Annotated in this window: 14 protein-coding genes; 11 read left to right on the top strand and 3 right to left on the bottom strand. The window is 67.0% G+C overall.

What is annotated here, in order from left to right; translation table 11 throughout:
* Window positions 1–71 precede the first annotated feature (71 nt).
* The 3 genes from bcsA to GSQ95_RS10475 form a co-directional block, all read right to left on the bottom strand.
* On the bottom strand, window positions 72–2270 hold the full coding sequence (gene bcsA / locus GSQ95_RS10485) for a UDP-forming cellulose synthase catalytic subunit (protein ID WP_158894438.1): 2199 nt from the start codon (window positions 2268–2270) through the stop codon (window positions 72–74).
* A gap of 2 nt (window positions 2271–2272) precedes the next feature.
* Complete coding sequence (locus GSQ95_RS10480) at window positions 2273–3346, bottom strand: cellulose synthase operon protein YhjQ/BcsQ (protein ID WP_158894441.1); 1074 nt, start codon at window positions 3344–3346, stop codon at window positions 2273–2275.
* Window positions 3347–3712: 366 nt separating this feature from the next.
* On the bottom strand, window positions 3713–6730 hold the full coding sequence (locus GSQ95_RS10475) for a cellulose biosynthesis protein BcsC (protein ID WP_158894444.1): 3018 nt from the start codon (window positions 6728–6730) through the stop codon (window positions 3713–3715).
* A 252-nt stretch (window positions 6731–6982) separates the two neighbouring features.
* On the opposite strand from GSQ95_RS10475, the gene GSQ95_RS10470 reads away from it, so the two are divergent.
* The 11 genes from GSQ95_RS10470 to lipB all read left to right on the top strand — a co-directional run bounded on the left by GSQ95_RS10470 (window position 6983) and on the right by lipB (window position 17137).
* A complete protein-coding gene (locus GSQ95_RS10470; protein ID WP_158894447.1) occupies window positions 6983–8248 on the top strand; it encodes a glutamate-5-semialdehyde dehydrogenase in 1266 nt (421 codons plus the stop codon).
* The gene (nadD, locus tag GSQ95_RS10465; protein ID WP_133863154.1) at window positions 8248–8910 is read left to right on the top strand and encodes a nicotinate-nucleotide adenylyltransferase; all 663 of its coding nucleotides are present in this window, start codon (window positions 8248–8250) and stop codon (window positions 8908–8910) included. The genes GSQ95_RS10470 and nadD overlap by 1 nt, the downstream gene beginning before the upstream one ends.
* Window positions 8911–8920: 10 nt before the next feature.
* Window positions 8921–9271, top strand: coding sequence for a ribosome silencing factor (gene rsfS, locus GSQ95_RS10460; protein ID WP_007159669.1), 351 nt, complete (start codon window positions 8921–8923; stop codon window positions 9269–9271).
* Window positions 9272–9276: 5 nt separating this feature from the next.
* A complete protein-coding gene (rlmH, locus tag GSQ95_RS10455; RefSeq protein ID WP_007159668.1) occupies window positions 9277–9744 on the top strand; it encodes a 23S rRNA (pseudouridine(1915)-N(3))-methyltransferase RlmH in 468 nt (155 codons plus the stop codon).
* A gap of 12 nt (window positions 9745–9756) precedes the next feature.
* Window positions 9757–11664: a penicillin-binding protein 2 gene (gene mrdA / locus GSQ95_RS10450; protein ID WP_158894451.1), complete on the top strand. Its 1908-nt coding sequence runs from the start codon at window positions 9757–9759 to the stop codon at window positions 11662–11664.
* Window positions 11665–11708: 44 nt separating this feature from the next.
* Window positions 11709–12812 (top strand): rod shape-determining protein RodA, encoded by a 1104-nt coding sequence (gene rodA, locus GSQ95_RS10445; RefSeq protein WP_133863160.1) that lies wholly within the window; start codon window positions 11709–11711, stop codon window positions 12810–12812.
* A gap of 39 nt (window positions 12813–12851) precedes the next feature.
* Window positions 12852–13856, top strand: coding sequence for a lytic murein transglycosylase B (gene mltB / locus GSQ95_RS10440; protein WP_372240078.1), 1005 nt, complete (start codon window positions 12852–12854; stop codon window positions 13854–13856).
* Window positions 13856–14845 (top strand): septal ring lytic transglycosylase RlpA family protein, encoded by a 990-nt coding sequence (locus GSQ95_RS10435; protein ID WP_158894466.1) that lies wholly within the window; start codon window positions 13856–13858, stop codon window positions 14843–14845. Before mltB ends, GSQ95_RS10435 begins: the two co-directional genes overlap by 1 nt.
* 126 nt (window positions 14846–14971) lie before the next feature.
* On the top strand, window positions 14972–16132 hold the full coding sequence (locus GSQ95_RS10430; protein ID WP_158894457.1) for a D-alanyl-D-alanine carboxypeptidase family protein: 1161 nt from the start codon (window positions 14972–14974) through the stop codon (window positions 16130–16132).
* Window positions 16133–16205: 73 nt separating this feature from the next.
* A complete protein-coding gene (locus tag GSQ95_RS10425; protein ID WP_158894460.1) occupies window positions 16206–16481 on the top strand; it encodes a DUF493 domain-containing protein in 276 nt (91 codons plus the stop codon).
* Window positions 16481–17137, top strand: coding sequence for a lipoyl(octanoyl) transferase LipB (gene lipB, locus GSQ95_RS10420; RefSeq protein ID WP_158894463.1), 657 nt, complete (start codon window positions 16481–16483; stop codon window positions 17135–17137). The genes GSQ95_RS10425 and lipB overlap by 1 nt, the downstream gene beginning before the upstream one ends.
* The last annotated feature ends 36 nt before the right edge of the window (window positions 17138–17173 follow it).

Below are 17173 nucleotides of genomic sequence, written 5' to 3'. Positions count from 1 at the left end.
CTGGGCCAGGGCGATGGCGGGCGCGGTTGCCAGGGTGGCGAGCAGGAGCGGAGCGAGACGAAGCGACACGGTCATGGGCGGTCCAGGGAGGCGGAAGAGGAGGGCGCCGTGCGCCGGGAGGGTCGGCTCAGGCGCCAGACATTGCGATTGAGATCGGCGATACCGCGCAGGCCGATCAGACTGACCTCGCGCAGCGAGCCCAGCAGGGAATCCGGGCGGTGATTGCCCCAGGCCTCGGCCCAGAGATCGGCGCGGGAAAAGGTCATGCGCACCAGCTCGCGCTGCTCGGTGACGCTGAGTTCGGCGAAGCGGGTGCCTACCGCGCCGGCGCGGCTGAAGGCCACGGTGGCCGGGAAGCGACGGCTGCGACCGTTGCGGCTGAGTTCCACCTCCACCGCGCTGCCCTCGGGCAGGTGCAGGCCCGCGGGCAACTTCAGGCCGATGCCGCTCTGGGAGAAGTCCAGGGTGCTGCACTCCAGGCGGCTGCCATCGGCGAGGACCAGTCCGGCCGGCAGCGTGGCGGCCACCCGGGGTTCGGCGCGCACCTGGCGCGTCTCGCTCGCCACGGCCACCGCGGCACTGGCGATCACCAGGTTGTAGAGGGTCCAGACCAGGTTGATGGCGACCGTGGTCACCGCCGCGGGATCGCCGAAGAACAGCCGGCCGATGCCCACGCCCAGGCCGAGCAGATTGAGCGCCAGCAGCACGATGTAGGGGCGCGCCAGCTCCCAGTCGAAGTAGTCGCTGGCGATGATGCCGCCCTTGTCGGTGACGTTGAACTTGCCCAGCCGCGGGTTGATCAGCGCCAGCAGCGTGGGCCTGAGGATGTACCAGGCCAGCACGGTCTCGTAGACCTCGTTCCAGAAGGAGTGGCGGAATTCGCCCTGGATACGCGAGTTGGTCAGGTTCGAGTGCAGCACATGGGGCAGCACGTAGCAGGTGATCAGCAGCGCCGAGGCGTGAAAGATCTGCGCACTGAACAGCAGATAGGCCAGCGGTGCGGTAAGGAACACCAGCCGCGGCAGGCCATAGAAGAAGTGCAGCATGGCGTTGAGGTAGCAGAGCCGCTGGCCGAGGGCGAGACCCCTGCCCAGCAGTGGATTGTCCATGCGAAAGATCTGCGCCATGCCGCGGGCCCAGCGGATGCGCTGGGCGATATGGCGCGACAGGCTCTCGGTGGCCAGACCGGCGGCCTGGGGAATGCCCAGGTAGGCGGTGTTGTAGCCGAGCCGATTGAGCTTGAGCGCGGTGTGGGCGTCCTCGGTCACCGTCTCGGTGGCCACGCCGCCGACCTCTTCCAGCATGGTGCGCCGGATCACCGCGCAGGAGCCGCAGAAGAAGGTGGCGTTCCACAGGTCGTTGCCATCCTGCACCAGGCCGTAGAACAGCTCGCCCTCGTTGGGCACGGTGCGAAAGGTCTTGAGGTTCTTCTCGAAGGGATCGGTGGAAAAGAAGAAGTGCGGGGTCTGCAGCATGGCCAGCTGCGGGTCCTTGATGAACCAGCCCAGGCAGACCTGCAGGAAGGAGCGCGTCGGTACGTGGTCGGCATCGAAGATGGCGATGTACTCGCCGTCGGTGACCTTCAACGCCGCATTGAGATTGCCGGCCTTGGCATGCTCGTTGTTCTCGCGCACCAGGTAGGAGACGCCGGCGGTCGCGCAGAAGTGGCGGAAGTCCTCACGCCGGCCGTCGTCGAGCACGTGCACCCGCAGCTTGTCGCGTGGCCAGTCGATGGCCTGGGCCGCCAGGATCGACAGCTTCACGATGCTCAGGGCTTCGTTGTAGGTGGGGATGAAGACGTCCACGGTGGGCCAGGCGGCCGGATCGGCCGGTAGCGGGACCGGGGTGCGGCGCAGCGGCCAGATGGTCTGCAGATAGCCGAACACCAGCACCGCCAGGGCATAGAGTTCGGCGGCCACCAGCCCGTAGCCGAGCACCATCTCCAGCGGCGTCTCGAAGCCCAGGGTGCTGGTCAGGCGCCAATAGAGATAGCGCAGCGACGCCAGCAGCGACAAGAGGACCAGCGCGATCACCGGCAGCCGCCCGGGCAGCCGGCGCAGCAGCAGGGCCGCGCCGAAGCAGCCGATGGCGAACAGCGCCTGCTCTTCCAGTGCCAGGGGCACGCTCACCAGCAGGACGCCCAGCAGCGCGGCGGCTGTCCAGGCCAGCAGCTGCAGCCAGAGCGGCGCCGCTGGCGGGGTGGGCGTTGCCTCGGCAGCGCGCGCCGCGCGGCGCTGGCGAACCTGTTCCAGGCGGTCGAGAACGCTCATGGCTAGGCGCGCGCGGCGTGCAGCACGGGCGAGCGGCGATCGCCCAGCAATTCCTCGCCCAGCTCGGCCAGGCCGCGCGCCCAGGCGTCCTGGACGCTGGCCAGACCCCGGCCCAGCGCCAGGGCCTGCTCCAGGTCGGGGCTCTCCGGCAGAACACCCAGCAGGCGTTCGCCCCAGGAGTGCGCCACGATGGCGGCGATATCCTGGCTCAGGGGCCGGGCGGGATCGACCCGGTTGAGCAGGTGCAGCGGAGTGACCTGACCGCTGCAGCGCTGCCACTGACGTTCGAGGCGCGGCAGACTGGCGTAGCCGGTCGCATCCGCGGTCGTTATCCCCAGGACACGGGTGGCCAGGGCCATGGCCTGCCGACTCAGGGGCGTCGAGCCGGTGGGGCAATCGAGGATCACCAGGGTATCGGCCGGGACGTCCAGCGCCTGCAGGCGTCGGGTCAGCCATTGGGTGTCGGTGGCCAGGGCCTGTTCCAGGGCCTGCAGATCCAGCTCGTCGGCAGCGCCGAAGGGCACCAGGCGCAGGTGGTCGTCCACCGCCAGGCAGACGGAGAGCGGCGTCCTGATCGAGCCGGTGGTAGACGAAGCTTCCTGCAGCAACAGCGAAAACAGCACGTTCTGGCTATCCAGCTCCACCAGCAGCACCGGTTGACCGCTGCGGCTCAGGGTCTGGGCCAGTCCCGCGGCGATCACCGTCTTGCCCGTGCCGCCGCGCCCCGACATCAACGCCAGGACCGGATTGGCCAACGGCGGCAGCGTGCGACTCAGCGCCTGATCCAGGGCGACGACCGCCTGACTGGCCTGGCGGCTGCTATGCAGCTGCGCCAGCTCCCGCGACAGCGGAGGCAGGGCGCCCGGTTCCGCCTGGCTGGCCGCCTCGGCCACCGTGATGACCGCTTCGGCCTGGGCGCTCGGCACAATCTGTGGCTGTGGCTGTGGCTGTGGCTGCGACGCGGCCGGCGGGGTCGCTTCGTGCAGCGCCGGCTCGGCTGCTTCGAACTCATGGTAACGCTGGGGATCACCGCCGAATGAGCGGAACAGATTGGCAATATCCAGCGAACGGACCATGGCAGATTCCGAAAAGGTAAGGGATCTGGGGCAGGTGCTTGACGTCAAAATTATGGCTAAAAGCCATCAGGTGTCATTTTTTGCGGATACTGTCACGCGGGGTTCGTGACGCACCAATTGAAAATGCATATGCGGGCATCGAAGCGGAGCGAACGGATAGTCTCGCTTTTAGGCGCCGGCTCGCTGCCATGGTTAGATCGCCTCGCGTACCCGTCAACGGCACCCCTGGTGCAGTGCGGACGAAAGGCGCGGCCCGGGGATGGGCCGGTCACGGGGGCGACGAACGCGGGGATGAGCGGTCGTTTCGGTGGCGACGGGCAGGGTGCCAGCGGCAAGAAAAAGGCCCGCGGGTGCGGGCCTTTTTCCTTATTCCTCGTTGCGCGAACGGTAGGGCTGTGGCCGCGAGAGTTGCGGTCGGCCTTCCTGCTCTTCGAAGAAGTAGCGCAGATAGAGGTTGCCGTTGACGTCGCGCTCGTCCTGGGAATTGTCCATGCCCAGGCGACCGCCCAGGGCGAACTGCCCGCTGAGGCGGTATTCGCCATTGGCGGAGAGGCTGTAGGCCACGCCGGTCTTGCTCTTGCTGCCGTATTGGCCTTCGCCGGCGGCTGCCGCGGCGGCCTGCAAGGCAGCGTCGTCCGGATAGCGATCCGCGGCGTCCTGGCGAATGGTCTGCACGCCCAGCATGCCCTGCACCTGATAGGCCCAGAGATCGCCCCGCTGCGCCCACACCAGGGGTACGCCAATGGCGAAGTAGCGCTGCGGGCTGAAGTAGCCGCCATGACCGTAGGTCAGGTGGTTCTGGTTGTTGTCATAGCCGATCGCGGTGGCCGAGAGGCCCACGGTGAACAGGCTGTCCGGGCCATTGCGCAGGTAGTAGTAGACGCCGGTGCCGATCTCGAAGCGGTCGTTGTCCTTGACGTCGTGGCCGGTCAGGCGATGGGCTGCGCCATAGATGTAGGAGCCGTAACGACCATCGTCGTATCTCAGCCGCGCCAGGCCGCCGTTGTCGGTGACGCCGCCCCACTCCTGGCCGGTACGCGGATCGCGGATGCCGCCGTAGGACGCCAGGGAATCGGTCACCGAACGCCGTGACACGCTCAGCGCATAGAGCAGGTTCTCGCTGAGGCTGCTCAGCGGGCGTTCCAGGGTCGCGCCGCCGACCACGGTGCTGTATCTCAGGCCCACCGGCGAGACGCCGATGTCGCCCTTGAGCCCTCGCCCGGCATCTTCCACTGCGATGGATGCCGCCACGCCGTTTTCCTTCTGGCTGCCGTCGCTGCTGCTGTCGTTGATGCGGGTCGGGGTGACGCGCACGGCCAGACGCTGGTCGCCGGCGGGGAAGGAAATCTCCAGCGGAGCGCTGACGGTGGTCTGGCGTGAACTGCCACTGGGATCGTAGCTGCGTACGCTCAGACCCTGGGTGATGCGGATGCTCCGCTCGCGCTGCAGCTGGCCGAGGATCTGCTCGGTGGCCAGGCTGCTCGACAGGCTGCTGGTGGGCACCACGGACAGGTCGTTGAAGGGGTTGTTGGCAGCCTTCTGCGCCTGCAGCGGATCGCTCCAGGCGTAGTCGGCGCCGCCGGCGTTGCCACCCGCGGCGGCCGGAACGGCGGCCAGGGCGTCATCGCTGCGGGTCTGCCCGGGCAGGGTGGCGAAGGGATTGTCGCTGGCGCCGGCGGCGCGGGCCGCGGATTCGCGCTCCTTGCGCTCCACCTGCACCACCTGCTCCAGCAGGCCGGTCGCGGTGCCGGCCATGCCGATGTCGCGGTAGAGCAGGGCGGCGCGGCGCAGCACCAGGGGATCGCTCTGGCCAAGCTTGACCGCCTGGTCCAGGTACTGGCGGGCGGTGACGCTGTCCTGAGACTTGGCGGCGATTTCGGCGGCGCCCAGATAGAGCTCGGCGTCCTTCGGCTGGTCGCTGAGCACGTCGCGATAGAGCTGGCGGGCCTTCTGGGTGTCGCCGCTGGCCCGGTACATGCGCGCCAGGGCGGCTTGGGCGGCCTTGTCGTCGGGACGGGCCTTGAGCGCCGGCGCCAGGGTGTCGTAGGCGGCGGCCAGCTTGCCCTGGTCGGTGAGGCGATCGGCCTGACGGATGCGGTAGCGGGCGAGGAGGTCGTCGTACTGCTGCTTCTCGCCGCTGTCGAGCACCACGCCCTGCAGGTCGCGCAGGACATTACCCACGGTCTGGTCCTGGTTCAGCTGCAGCTGGATGCTGGCGTAGTGCAGCTGCATGGCGGGTGCCGGGCGGGTATCGCCGGTGATCATCGGCTTGAGCAGGGCCAGGCCGTGCTCGGGATCGCCGGCGGTGGCGAAGGCCTCGGCCAGGTCGCCGATCAGATCCGGATTGCGCCCGGCGCGGGCTTCCAGGCGCTGCATCAGGCTGCGCGCTTCCTCGCGGCGACCCTGCTTGGCCAGGGCCACGGTCTCGGCCAGTTGTTCGTTGAAGGTGATGCGTGCGGCCAGGGCGTTCATGTCCGGCGAACGCTGCGCCTGGGGAATGCGCATCAGGGTCTGCATGGCGCGCTGGTATTCACCCAGCTCGTTGGACAGCAGGGCACTGGCATAGAGCACCTCGGGACGCTGGGCGCCATCCTTGACCAGGCTGTCCACCAGATCGCGGGCGGCGCGCGGCCGGCCCTGGCGGACCTCCAGGCGGGCCTGGGCCAGGCGCAGCCAGGGATCTTCCGGGGCTTCCTTGCGCGCCTGTTCGAGCAGCCGCGAGGCGCCCTGCAGATCGCCCCGCGCTTCGGCGGCTTCGGCTTCCTGCATGGCCTGGCCGGCACGCAGGCGATCCAGGCCCTTGATCGGGCTCTTGGCGCTCGGCTGCAGATTCTTGGTGAGTTGCAGGGCTTCTTCGGTGCGGCCCAGCTCGTTGAGCGCGGCGATGCGCCCATAGTAGGCGTCGACGTTGGCCGGCTCGCGCATCAGCACCTGGCGGTAGGTGGCCTCGGCCAGTTCCCATTGGCGTTTCTGGCTCTGGATGCCGGCAAGGAACAGCTGCGCCTCGACCGCTTCGGGCTTCAGCCGGATGGCTTCCACGCTGAGATCCCGTGCCTGGTCCAGCTCGCGCTTGTTCTCGGCCGCGTGGGCGCGCTCCAGCAGATGATGGTAGCGCGCCTCGTCCAGCGCCGGCTGCCAGGTCTTGCCGCCTTTCTGCACGGCCTGGGTCAGCAACTGCTCGGCATCGGTCCAGCGCTGCTGCGCCAGGCGGGCGCTGCCCAGCTTGCCCAGGGCATCCGGATCCTGAGGCGTCTTCTTCAGCTGGGCTTCCAGCGCCTGGACGGCGGCCGCGGTCGGCGCGGCGTCGGCAGCGGCGGCCCAGGTCGCGTCGGCATGGATCAGCAGGGCGAGCAGACCAAGGGACAAGGTGAGGTGCTTGGGCATGGTTCTTTCCGTGAAGACTGGTAGGCGTCGCTGCAGCACCTGGCGCAGAGCTGGAACGATTTCGGCTATGTAGGGAATAGCTGAACGCGAGCTGAACGGCAAATACAGCCGGGGATGATTCCCGACAGGCCGTGGCGAGTCAACCAGATAGCGCAGGCGAATGCCACGGCCAGGCCCCCCGGCGCTGGCCGCGCAGGGCCCGGCGACGCTATACTCTGCGGCTTTCCCACCGTCTTTCGCAGGCCGCCGACCATGACCGAGTCCGTCTCCGCCTACATGACCCGTCTTGGCCAGGCTGCCCGTGCTGCGTCGCGGGTCGCCGCCCGGGCGAGCACCGCCCAGAAGAACCGCGCCTTGCTCGCGGCCGCCGCCGCGCTGGACGCTCGCCGTGCCGAGCTGACTGCTGCCAATGAGCAGGACCTGGCAGCCGCGCGCGCCAATGGTCTGGAACCGGCCATGCTGGATCGCCTGGCGCTGACGCCCCGGCGCATCGACGACATGATCGAAGGTCTGCGCCAGGTGGCGACGTTGCCCGATCCCATCGGCGAAATCCGCGACATGAGATACGTGCCCTCGGGCATCCAGCTGGGCAAGATGCGCGTGCCGCTGGGTGTCATCGGCATCATCTACGAGTCACGCCCCAACGTGACCATCGATGCGGCCAGCCTCTGTCTCAAATCCGGCAATGCCACCATCCTGCGCGGCGGCTCCGAGGCCATTCATTCCAACCAGGCCATCGCCGCCTGCATCCAGGCAGGTCTGGCCGAAGCCGAACTGCCGGCCGAGCTGGTCCAGGTAGTGGAGACCACCGATCGCGCGGCCGTGGGCGCGCTGATCACCATGCCCGAATACGTCGATGTCATCGTGCCGCGGGGTGGCAAGAGCCTGATCGAACGTATCAGCCGCGATGCCCGGGTACCGGTGATCAAGCACCTGGACGGTATCTGCCACGTCTATATCGATCGCGCTGCCGATGTCGACAAGGCCATTCGCATCGCCGACAACGCCAAGACTCAGCGCTATGCGCCCTGCAACACCATGGAGACGCTGTTGGTCCATGCGGCCATCGCCGAACGGGTGTTGCCGCCCCTGGCCGCCATCTATCGCGACAAGCAGGTGGAGCTGCGCGGCTGCGAGCGGACCCGAGCGCTGCTAGGGACCGACGTCCTGCTGGCCAGCGAAGCAGACTGGCGCACCGAATACAACGCACCGATCCTGTCCATCCGGGTGGTGGACGGCCTCGATGCAGCCATCGAGCACATCAATGCCTATGGCTCGCAGCACACTGATGCCATCGTCACCGAGAATTACAGCGACGCTCGGCGTTTCCTGACCGAGGTCGATTCGGCGTCGGTGATGGTCAATGCCTCCACGCGCTTCGCCGATGGCTTCGAATACGGCCTGGGCGCCGAGATCGGCATTTCCACCGACAAGCTGCACGCCCGCGGGCCGGTGGGCCTGGAAGGGCTGACCAGCGAGAAATACGTGGTCTTCGGCGACGGTCACGTCCGTAGCTGATGAGCAGCCTGCCCATCCGCATCGGCCTGTTCGGCGGTACCTTTGATCCCGTGCACATCGGCCACCTGCGCGCGGCGCTGGAGGTGGCCGAGGCACTGGCGCTGGACGAACTGCGGCTGATCCCCAGCGCTCGACCACCCCATCGCGAGGCGCCCAGCGTCTCCGCCGAGGATCGGCTGGCGATGGTGCGCCTGGCGGTGGCCGACGTCGCGACCCTGGTGGTCGATGACCGGGAACTGCGCCGGACGCGCCACTCCTATACCATAGAGACCCTGGAAAGCCTGCGCGCCGAACTCGGCGATGAGGTGCAGCTGTTGCTCATGCTGGGTTGGGACGCCTTCTGCGGCCTGCCGGGCTGGCATCGCTGGCGCGAATTGCTGGAGCTGTGCCACATCCTGGTCCTGCAACGACCCGACGCCGACAGCGAGCCCTGCCAGGAATTGCGCGATTTCCTGGCGGCGCGCAGTCAGCCCGATCCCCAGGCCCTGAAGGGGCCGGGCGGGCAGATCACCTTTATCTGGCAGAACCCGCTCGCGGTGTCCGCCACCCAGATCCGCGGCCTCCTGGCCACCGGGAAGTCCATCCGCTTCCTGGTGCCCGATGCCGTGCTTGACTATATCCGGACGCACGGCCTCTATCCGGCGTCCTCCGAACCGAGGTAAGAGTTACACCATGCAAAGCGAACAACTCGTCCAGGTGGCCATCGCCGCCCTGGAAGACATGAAGGCCCAGGACATCATCTCCCTGGACGTCCGTGAAAAGACCAGCGTGACCGACATCATGGTCATCGCCAGCGGCACCTCCAGCCGCCACGTCAAGTCGCTGGCCGACAACGTGCTGGAAAAGGTCAAGCAGCAGGGCGTACGCCCGCTGGGCAGCGAAGGCCTGGAAGGCGGCGAATGGGCGTTGCTCGACCTGGGTGACGTGGTCGTCCACGTGATGCTGCCGACCACCCGCGAGTTCTATGACCTCGAGCGCCTCTGGCGCGGTGCCGAGCAGAGCCGCGCCGCCCACGGCGAATAACGCCGGTGCGCCTGCGTCTCATCGCCGTCGGCTCGCGCATGCCGCGCTGGGTCGAAGAGGGCTGGCACGAGTACGTCAAGCGTCTGCCGCCGGAACTGCCGCTGGAACTCGTCGAGATCCCGCTGCAGACCCGTGGCAAGAACGCCGACGTCGCCCGGCTGATCCGTCAGGAGGGTGAGGCCATGCTGGCCAAGGTGCAACCGGGCGAGCGCGTGGTGACCCTGGAGGTCACCGGCAAGCCCTGGAGCACCGAGCAACTGGCTGAAACACTCCAGCAGTGGCGCCTGGAAGCCCGCACCGTCAACCTCATGGTCGGCGGTCCCGAGGGTCTCGCGCCCGAGGTGCAGGCGCGCAGTGAACAGCGCTGGTCGCTCTCGCCGCTGACCCTGCCGCATCCGCTGGTGCGCATCCTCGTCGGTGAGCAGCTCTATCGCGCCTGGACCGTACTGGCCGGCCATCCGTATCACAAGTAGTCCGTACCTGCGATGTCGCAACCCATACGCCTCAAGGACCACGAGAAAGACGCCCAGCTCGTCCGCGCCCGCGTGACGGTCGGGGCGGTGCTCTTTCTCGTGCTCGCCTGCGTTTTGGTGGCGCGCATGTACTACCTGCAGGTCATCCAGCACGACTACCACTCGACCCTGTCGGAAAACAACCGGGTCCATGTCCAGCCGATCCCGCCCACCCGCGGCCTGATCTACGACCGCAACGGCATCATCGTCGCCGACAACCGTCCCAGCTTCAGCCTAACCATCACCCGCGAGCGGGCCGACAACTGGCGGCAGACCCTCGATACCCTGGTGCAGGTGCTGGGCCTGACCGAGGAAGACCGCGAGCTGTTCGAGAAGCGCATGAAGCAGGGCCGGCGGCCTTTCGAGCCGGTACCGGTGCTGTTCGAGCTGACCGAGGAGCAGATCGCCAAGATCGCCGTCAACCAGTTCCGCCTGCCCGGGGTCGAGGTGACGGCACAGCTGGTGCGTCACTATCCCATGGGCGAGCACTTCGCCCATTCGGTGGGCTATGTCGGGCGGATCAACGAACAGGAGCTCAAGCGCCTGGATCCGGTCAACTACAGCGGCACCCACCACATCGGCAAGACCGGCGTGGAGCGCTTCTACGAGCCCGAGCTGCACGGCGAGGTGGGCTACGAAGAGGTGGAGACCAACGCCCGCGGCCGGGTGCTGCGGGTGCTCAATCGCACCGACCCCAAGCCGGGCAAGGACATCGTCCTGACCATCGATTCGCGCCTGCAGGCCGCCGCCGAAGCCGCCCTGGGCGGGCGCCGTGGCGCCATCGTCGCCATCCAGCCCAAGACCGGCGAGGTGCTGGCCATGGTCAGCCAGCCGAGCTACGACCCCAATCCCTTCGTCACCGGGATCAGCTTCAAGGAATATTCCGAGCTGCGCGACTCCATCGATCGCCCGCTCTACAACCGGGTGCTGCGCGGCCTCTATCCACCCGGTTCGACCATCAAGCCGGCGGTGGCCATCGCCGGTCTCGACAGCGGTGCCACCACGCCCCAGGCGAAGGTCTTCGATCCGGGCTATTACGAGCTGCCCAACTACGACCACAAGTACCGTAACTGGAACCACGGCGGCGACGGCTACGTGGACATGGACACAGCCCTGATGAGGTCCAACGACACCTATTTCTACGACCTCGCCCACAAGATCGGCATCGATCGCCTCTCCGAGTACATGGGCAAGTTCGGTCTCGGCCAGAAGGTCGCGCTGGACATGTTCGAGGAAGCGCCGGGGCTGATGCCGTCGCGCCAGTGGAAGCGTGCCACCCGCCGCCAGGCCTGGTTCCCCGGCGAGACGCTGATCCTCGGGATTGGCCAGGGCTACATGCAGGTGACTCCGCTGCAACTGGCCCAGGTCACATCGCTGATCGCCAGCCATGGCCAATGGATTCGTCCGCACCTGGCCAGGACCCTCGACGGTCAGCCGCCGGCAGACCCCAATCCCATGCCCGACATCGAGCTCAAGGACCCGAGCTATTGGGACAGGGCCATCCACGGCATGGAAATGGTGGTACAGAATCCGCGCGGTACCGCGCACAAGCTCAATGTCGGTGCCCAGTACCGCATCGCTGGCAAGAGCGGTACCGCCCAGGTGGTCGCCATTCGCCAGAACGAGAAGTACAACTCGGCGGCGCTCAAGGAGCGCCACCGCGACCACGCCCTGTTCGTCGCCTTCGCCCCGGTGGACAATCCGCAGATCGCCGTGGCGGTAATGGTCGAGAACGGCGAGTCGGGTGGCGCCGTGGCCGGACCGGTCGCGCGTCAGGTGCTCGACGCCTGGCTGCTCGATGAGCAGGGCCATCTCAAGGCCGAGTACGCCAGGCCCACTACCGCCGCGGCCACCGCCGCCGCGACCAAGGTGCAGCCATGAGTCTTGCTCCCAACTTCGATCGCACCATCCCCGAAGGGGACGTGATGAAGCGGCGCGCCACCCTGCTGCAGCGGCTGCACATCGATGGCCCACTGCTGATCCTGCTGCTGATGCTGGGAGCGACCGGGCTGTTCGTCCTCTATTCCGCGGGCGGGCGCAATCTCGACCTGCTGTTCAAGCAGGCCAGCTCCTTTGGCCTCGGGCTGGTGGCCATGGCCGTCGTCGCCCAGCTCGAACCGCGCTTCATGGCGCGCTGGGTGCCCCTCGGCTACGTGATCGGCGTGGCCCTGCTGGTGGTGGTGGACGTCATGGGCCACAACGCCATGGGTGCCACCCGCTGGATCAACATTCCCGGGGTCATCCGCTTCCAGCCGTCGGAATTCATGAAGCTCTTGATGCCCATGATGATGGCCTGGTACCTGTCCAAGCGCAGCCTGCCGCCCAACTTCAAGCACAGCCTGATCAGCCTGTCGCTGGTGGTGGTGCCCTTCGTGCTGATCCTCGACCAGCCCGACCTCGGCACCGCCATGCTGGTGCTGGCCTCGGGCGGCTTCGTGCTGTTCGTCGGCGGCCTGCAGTGGCGCTGGCTGATCGGCGCGGTGAGCGCCGCGGTGCCCATGGCCGTGGCCATGTGGTTCTTTGTCCTGCACGATTACCAGAAGCGCCGGATCCTGACCTTCCTCGATCCGGAGATGGATCCGCTGGGCGCCGGCTGGAACATCATCCAGTCCAAGGCCGCCATCGGCTCGGGCGGGGTGTTCGGCAAGGGCTGGCTGCTGGGTACCCAGTCTCATCTGGATTTTTTGCCGGAAAGTCACACGGACTTTATCATTGCCGTCCTCGGCGAAGAGTTCGGCATGGTCGGCGTCTGCCTGCTGCTGGTGCTCTATCTGCTGCTGATCGGTCGCGGCCTGACCATCACGGTGCAGGCCCAGACGTTGTTCGGCAAGTTGCTTGCCGGCGGCGTGACCATGACCTTCTTCGTCTATGTCTTCGTCAACATCGGCATGGTCAGTGGCCTCTTGCCCGTGGTGGGCGTACCGCTGCCCTTCATCAGCTATGGCGGCACCTCGGTGGTCACCTTGTTCACCGGGTTCGGAGTTTTGATGTCGATCCACACGCACCGCAAGTGGATCGCCCAGGTTTAACACGCAACAAAGAAGGGTTAGATGCCGACAATGGGATGGATGCGTCGCTGCCTGCTGAGCCTCGGGCTCGCGGGGGCGATGGGCGTGACGACCGGCGTCGTCGCGGGTGACTACGACGCGGCACCGCTGACGCGCGACTTCATCGCCGAGATGAGTCAGAGCTATGGCTTCGCTCCGGAACAGCTGCAGGCGCTGTTCGGCGAGGTCGAGCGCAAGCAGGCCATCCTCGACGCCATCTCGCGACCGGCCGAGCGGATCAAGCCCTGGAGCGAATACCGCCCCATCTTCATCACCGATCGGCGCATCGCCCAGGGCGTCGATTTCTGGAAGGCCCATGAAGAAGCCCTGGCCCGCGCCGAGCGCGAATACGACGTGCCGGCCCAGTTCATCGTCGCCATCATCGGGGTGGAAACCTTCTACGGTCGCAACACCGGCAACTACCGGGTGCTGGATGCGCTGTCGACCCTGGCCTTCGACTATCCGCCCCGCGCGCCCTTCTTCCGCAGCCAGCTGCGCGAATTCCTGCTCTTGGCCCGCGAACAGCAGGTCGATCCGCTCAGCCTCACCGGTTCCTACGCCGGCGCCATGGGCCTGCCGCAATTCATGCCGGGCAGCTTCCGCGCCTATGCGGTGGACTTCGACGGCGACGGCCACATCAACATCTGGTCCGATCCCACCGACGCCATCGGCAGCGTGGCCAACTACTTCAAGCGCCACGGCTGGTCCGGTCGCGGACCGACCGCCATCCGCGCCCAGGTCAGTGGCGAGCGGGTGGAGGAGGGCGTGGTGGCCGGGATCGAGCCGGTCAAGAGCGTCGCCGAGCTGCGCGCCCTGGGCTGGAACGCCCAAGACCCTGCCCTGCGTGACGATTTGCGTGTAACCTCGTTCCGCCTCGACGGAGACAAGGGACCGGAGTACTGGATGGGCCTGCCCAATTTCTACGCCATTACCCGATACAACCGCAGCGTCATGTACGCCATGGCGGTGACCGATCTGGCGAACGCCATCGCCGCGCGCCATGCCGCGGAGGGTGCCAAGCCGTGATGCGCCTGACTGCCCTGGCGCGCCTGGCCGGTTGCCTGGGCCTTGGCCTGCTGCTGGTGAGCTGCTCCAGCCAGGCGCCCAAGCCGACCGGCAAGGGCGTGGCCGGGCCGGGCGGCTACCTGCGTCCGCACCGTGACGGCGCGCCCTGGTGGGACGTGGACGTCAGCCGGATCCCCGACGCCGTGCCCATGCCCTACAACGGGCCACTGAAGAACAATCCCTACACCGTGCTGGGCAAGACCTATTTCCCGCTGACCGATTCGCGCAACTACCGCGTGACCGGCACCGCCTCCTGGTACGGCACCAAGTTCCACGGTCAGGCCACCGCCAACGGCGAGACCTACGACCTCTACGGCATGACCGCGGCGCACAAGACCCTGCCGCTGCCCAGCTATGTGCGGGTCACCAACCTGGACAACGGCCGCAGCGTCATCCTGCGCGTCAACGACCGCGGTCCCTTCTATTCCGACCGGGTCATCGACCTGTCCTTCGCCGCCGCCAAGAAGCTCGGCTACGCCGAGATCGGCACCGCCCGGGTCAGCGTCGAAGGCATAGATCCGCAGCAGTACTGGGCCCAGCGTGGCCAGGCGGTGCCCATGGTATTGGCCCAGCCGCGCCAGGCACCGGTGGCCCAGAAGACCACCGAGACGCAGACCTTCGGCGCCATCGAGACCTATACGCCCCCGGTCAACCAGCATGCCGAACCGGTGACGCCCGCGGCCGTCGACGCAAAAAAAAACGTTTCTGCCCCAGCCGCTGGGCTCTATCTGCAGGTGGCGGCCTTCGCCAATCCGGACGCTGCGGAATTGCTCAAGGACAAGCTCAGCGACCTGACCGGTGCCCCGGTGTTCGTCAGTTCGACGGTGCGCAACCAGCAGACCTTGCATCGGGTCCGCCTCGGACCGGTCCAGCCGGCTGAGGTCGCCCAGCTCCAGAACAGCGTACGCGTGGCCCGCCTGGGTCAGGCGTCTCTCGTGCAACCGGATTGAAGCAGGGATGCTTCATGACGCCCAGTCGCCGGCCCCAGCCGTCGTTATCCGCCTCGCGCGGATCGACGTGGACCGAGCGGTCTGGGTCCGCTGCTCCTGCCATACCCCAACCTTTCAGAGATTCGGATGACAATCGCAAAACTCGCTCGACGCCTGCTCCTCCTAGTAACGATCGCCTGTGTCCCGGCCGTCTGGGCGGCCGAGACAATGGTTCCGGCGGCGCCCCAGCTGGCCGCCAAGGCCTGGATTCTCATGGATGCCAACAGCGGCGCCGTGCTCACCGAATCCAACCCCGACCAGCGCCTGCCGCCGGCCAGCCTGACCAAGCTGATGACCGCCTACATCGCCACCCTGGAAATCAACCGGGGTCGCATCAAGGAATCGGACATGGTCACCGTCAGCGAGCACGCCTGGCGTACCGGCGGTTCGCGGATGTTCATCAAGGTCGGCACCCAGGTGTCGGTCGGTGACCTGCTGCACGGCATCATCATCCAGTCCGGCAACGACGCCAGCGTCGCCCTGGCCGAGCACATCGCCGGCAGCGAAGACGCCTTCGCCGACATGATGAACACCACCGCGCAGAAGCTGGGCATGCAGAACACCCACTTCATGGACGCCACCGGCCTGCCGGATCCGAATCACTATTCCTCGGCCCATGACATGGCAATCCTGGCGCGCGCCATCATCAATGCCGATGCCCAGCACTACGCCATCTATTCCCAGAAGGAATTCTTCTGGAACAACATCAAGCAGCCCAACCGCAACCTGCTGCTGTGGCGCGACAAGACCGTCGACGGCCTGAAGACCGGCCATACCGACGAAGCCGGCTACTGCCTGGTGGCCTCGGCCGTGCGCGATGGCATGCGCCTGGTCGCCGTGGTGTTCGGCACCAACAGCGAACAGGCCCGCGCCGCCGAGACCCAGAAGCTGCTGACCTACGGTTTCCGCTTCTTCGAAACCCAGTCCTTCTACAAGAAGGGCACCGAACTGGCCAAGGCGCCGGTATGGAAGGGGGACACCCGCGAAGTCCAGGCCGGTCTGGCCAACGACCTAACCATGACCCTGCCGCGCGGCCAGGCCAAGAAGCTGCACGCCGAGATGGTGCTCAATCCGCAGCTGATCGCACCCATCGCCCAGGGCCAGGTGATCGGCAAGGTCGAGGTGAAGCTGGATGACAAGGTGGTGCACACCGCCGACCTGGTTGCCCTGCAGCCGGTCGAGGAGGGTGGCCTCTTCCGTCGCCTGTGGGATAGCATTCGCCTGTTCTTCTACGGCTTGTTCAACTGATCCGTCACCCTGCAAAGGCCCGCATCCGCGGGCCTTTCACCCCCTGCCGACAGCGATCGGCCTGGAAGTCCGCATGACCGAAGACGTTCAACCCCCAAAGATCGAATTTCCCTGCCCGCGCTATCCGATCAAGGTGATCGGCGATGCCGGTGCCGATTTCGCCGAGCTGGTGCTCGACATCGTCCAGCGCCATGCGCCGGATCTGGAGCGCGACACCCTGGTGACCCGCGACAGTCGTAACGGCCGTTTCCTCTCCGTGCAGGTGCTCATCACCGCCACCGGCGTGGAGCAGCTGCAGGCCATCCACCAGGATCTGCGCGCCACCGGCCGCGTGCACATGGTGATCTGATGAGCACTCCCGCCCCGGCCAGCCTGGGCGTGCGCCGCTGGGGCCTGCGGCCCTACGCGGCGACCCTGGAGGCCATGCGCCGCTTCACCGACGAGCGCGACCCCGCGACCCCCGACGAACTCTGGCTGCTGCAGCACCCCGCGGTCTTCACCCAGGGGCAGGCCGGCAAGCCCGAGCACCTGCTCGCCGTGGGCGACATTCCGGTGGTGCAGGTCGATCGCGGCGGCCAGGTCACGTACCATGGTCCCGGTCAGCTCATCGCCTATGTGCTGCTGGATGTTCGCCGCAAGGGCCTGGGCGTGCGAGAATTGGTCAGCACCATGGAAGACAGCCTGATTGCGCTGCTCGCCGACTGGGGCGTGCAGGCCGTGGCCCGGGCCGATGCGCCGGGTGTCTATGTGGATGGCGCCAAGATCGCCTCCCTGGGCCTGCGCATCCGCAATGGCCGGTCCTTCCACGGCCTGGCGCTCAACGTTGACATGGATCTGGCACCCTTCCGCCGGATCAACCCCTGCGGTTATGCCGGCCTGGCCATGACCCAGCTCCGCGATCTGGTGACCGGGCCGCTAGCTTTCGACGAGGTCCGCGAGTCTCTGGTCCGTCACCTGAGTCTGCGCCTGGGCTACCCCGAACCGATCACCCTGGAATCGGATTGACATGACCACTACAGTACCTGTCTCTTATACACATCT

It is taken from the genome of Pseudomonas sp. BAV 4579 (assembly GCF_009765395.1).
In the GTDB taxonomy this organism is placed as follows: domain Bacteria; phylum Pseudomonadota; class Gammaproteobacteria; order Pseudomonadales; family Pseudomonadaceae; genus Chryseomonas; species Chryseomonas aestiva.
This window is presented reverse-complemented; position numbering and strand designations above follow the sequence as displayed.

Bases quoted from the DNA above. Each gene is read 5' to 3' on its own strand.
- GSQ95_RS10435 (WP_158894466.1), top strand. From the start codon at position 13,856: ATGCGCCTGACTGCCCTGGCGCGCCTGGCCGGTTGCCTGGGCCTTGGC.
- rodA (WP_133863160.1), top strand. From the start codon at position 11,709: ATGAAGCGGCGCGCCACCCTGCTGCAGCGGCTGCACATCGATGGCCCA.
- rsfS (WP_007159669.1), top strand. From the start codon at position 8,921: ATGCAAAGCGAACAACTCGTCCAGGTGGCCATCGCCGCCCTGGAAGAC.
- bcsA (WP_158894438.1), bottom strand. From the start codon at position 2,270: ATGAGCGTTCTCGACCGCCTGGAACAGGTTCGCCAGCGCCGCGCGGCG.
- GSQ95_RS10475 (WP_158894444.1), bottom strand. From the start codon at position 6,730: ATGCCCAAGCACCTCACCTTGTCCCTTGGTCTGCTCGCCCTGCTGATC.
- GSQ95_RS10480 (WP_158894441.1), bottom strand. From the start codon at position 3,346: ATGGTCCGTTCGCTGGATATTGCCAATCTGTTCCGCTCATTCGGCGGT.
- GSQ95_RS10470 (WP_158894447.1), top strand. From the start codon at position 6,983: ATGACCGAGTCCGTCTCCGCCTACATGACCCGTCTTGGCCAGGCTGCC.
- nadD (WP_133863154.1), top strand. From the start codon at position 8,248: ATGAGCAGCCTGCCCATCCGCATCGGCCTGTTCGGCGGTACCTTTGAT.
- lipB (WP_158894463.1), top strand. From the start codon at position 16,481: ATGAGCACTCCCGCCCCGGCCAGCCTGGGCGTGCGCCGCTGGGGCCTG.
- GSQ95_RS10425 (WP_158894460.1), top strand. From the start codon at position 16,206: ATGACCGAAGACGTTCAACCCCCAAAGATCGAATTTCCCTGCCCGCGC.
- mrdA (WP_158894451.1), top strand. From the start codon at position 9,757: ATGTCGCAACCCATACGCCTCAAGGACCACGAGAAAGACGCCCAGCTC.
- GSQ95_RS10430 (WP_158894457.1), top strand. From the start codon at position 14,972: ATGACAATCGCAAAACTCGCTCGACGCCTGCTCCTCCTAGTAACGATC.
- mltB (WP_372240078.1), top strand. From the start codon at position 12,852: ATGCGTCGCTGCCTGCTGAGCCTCGGGCTCGCGGGGGCGATGGGCGTG.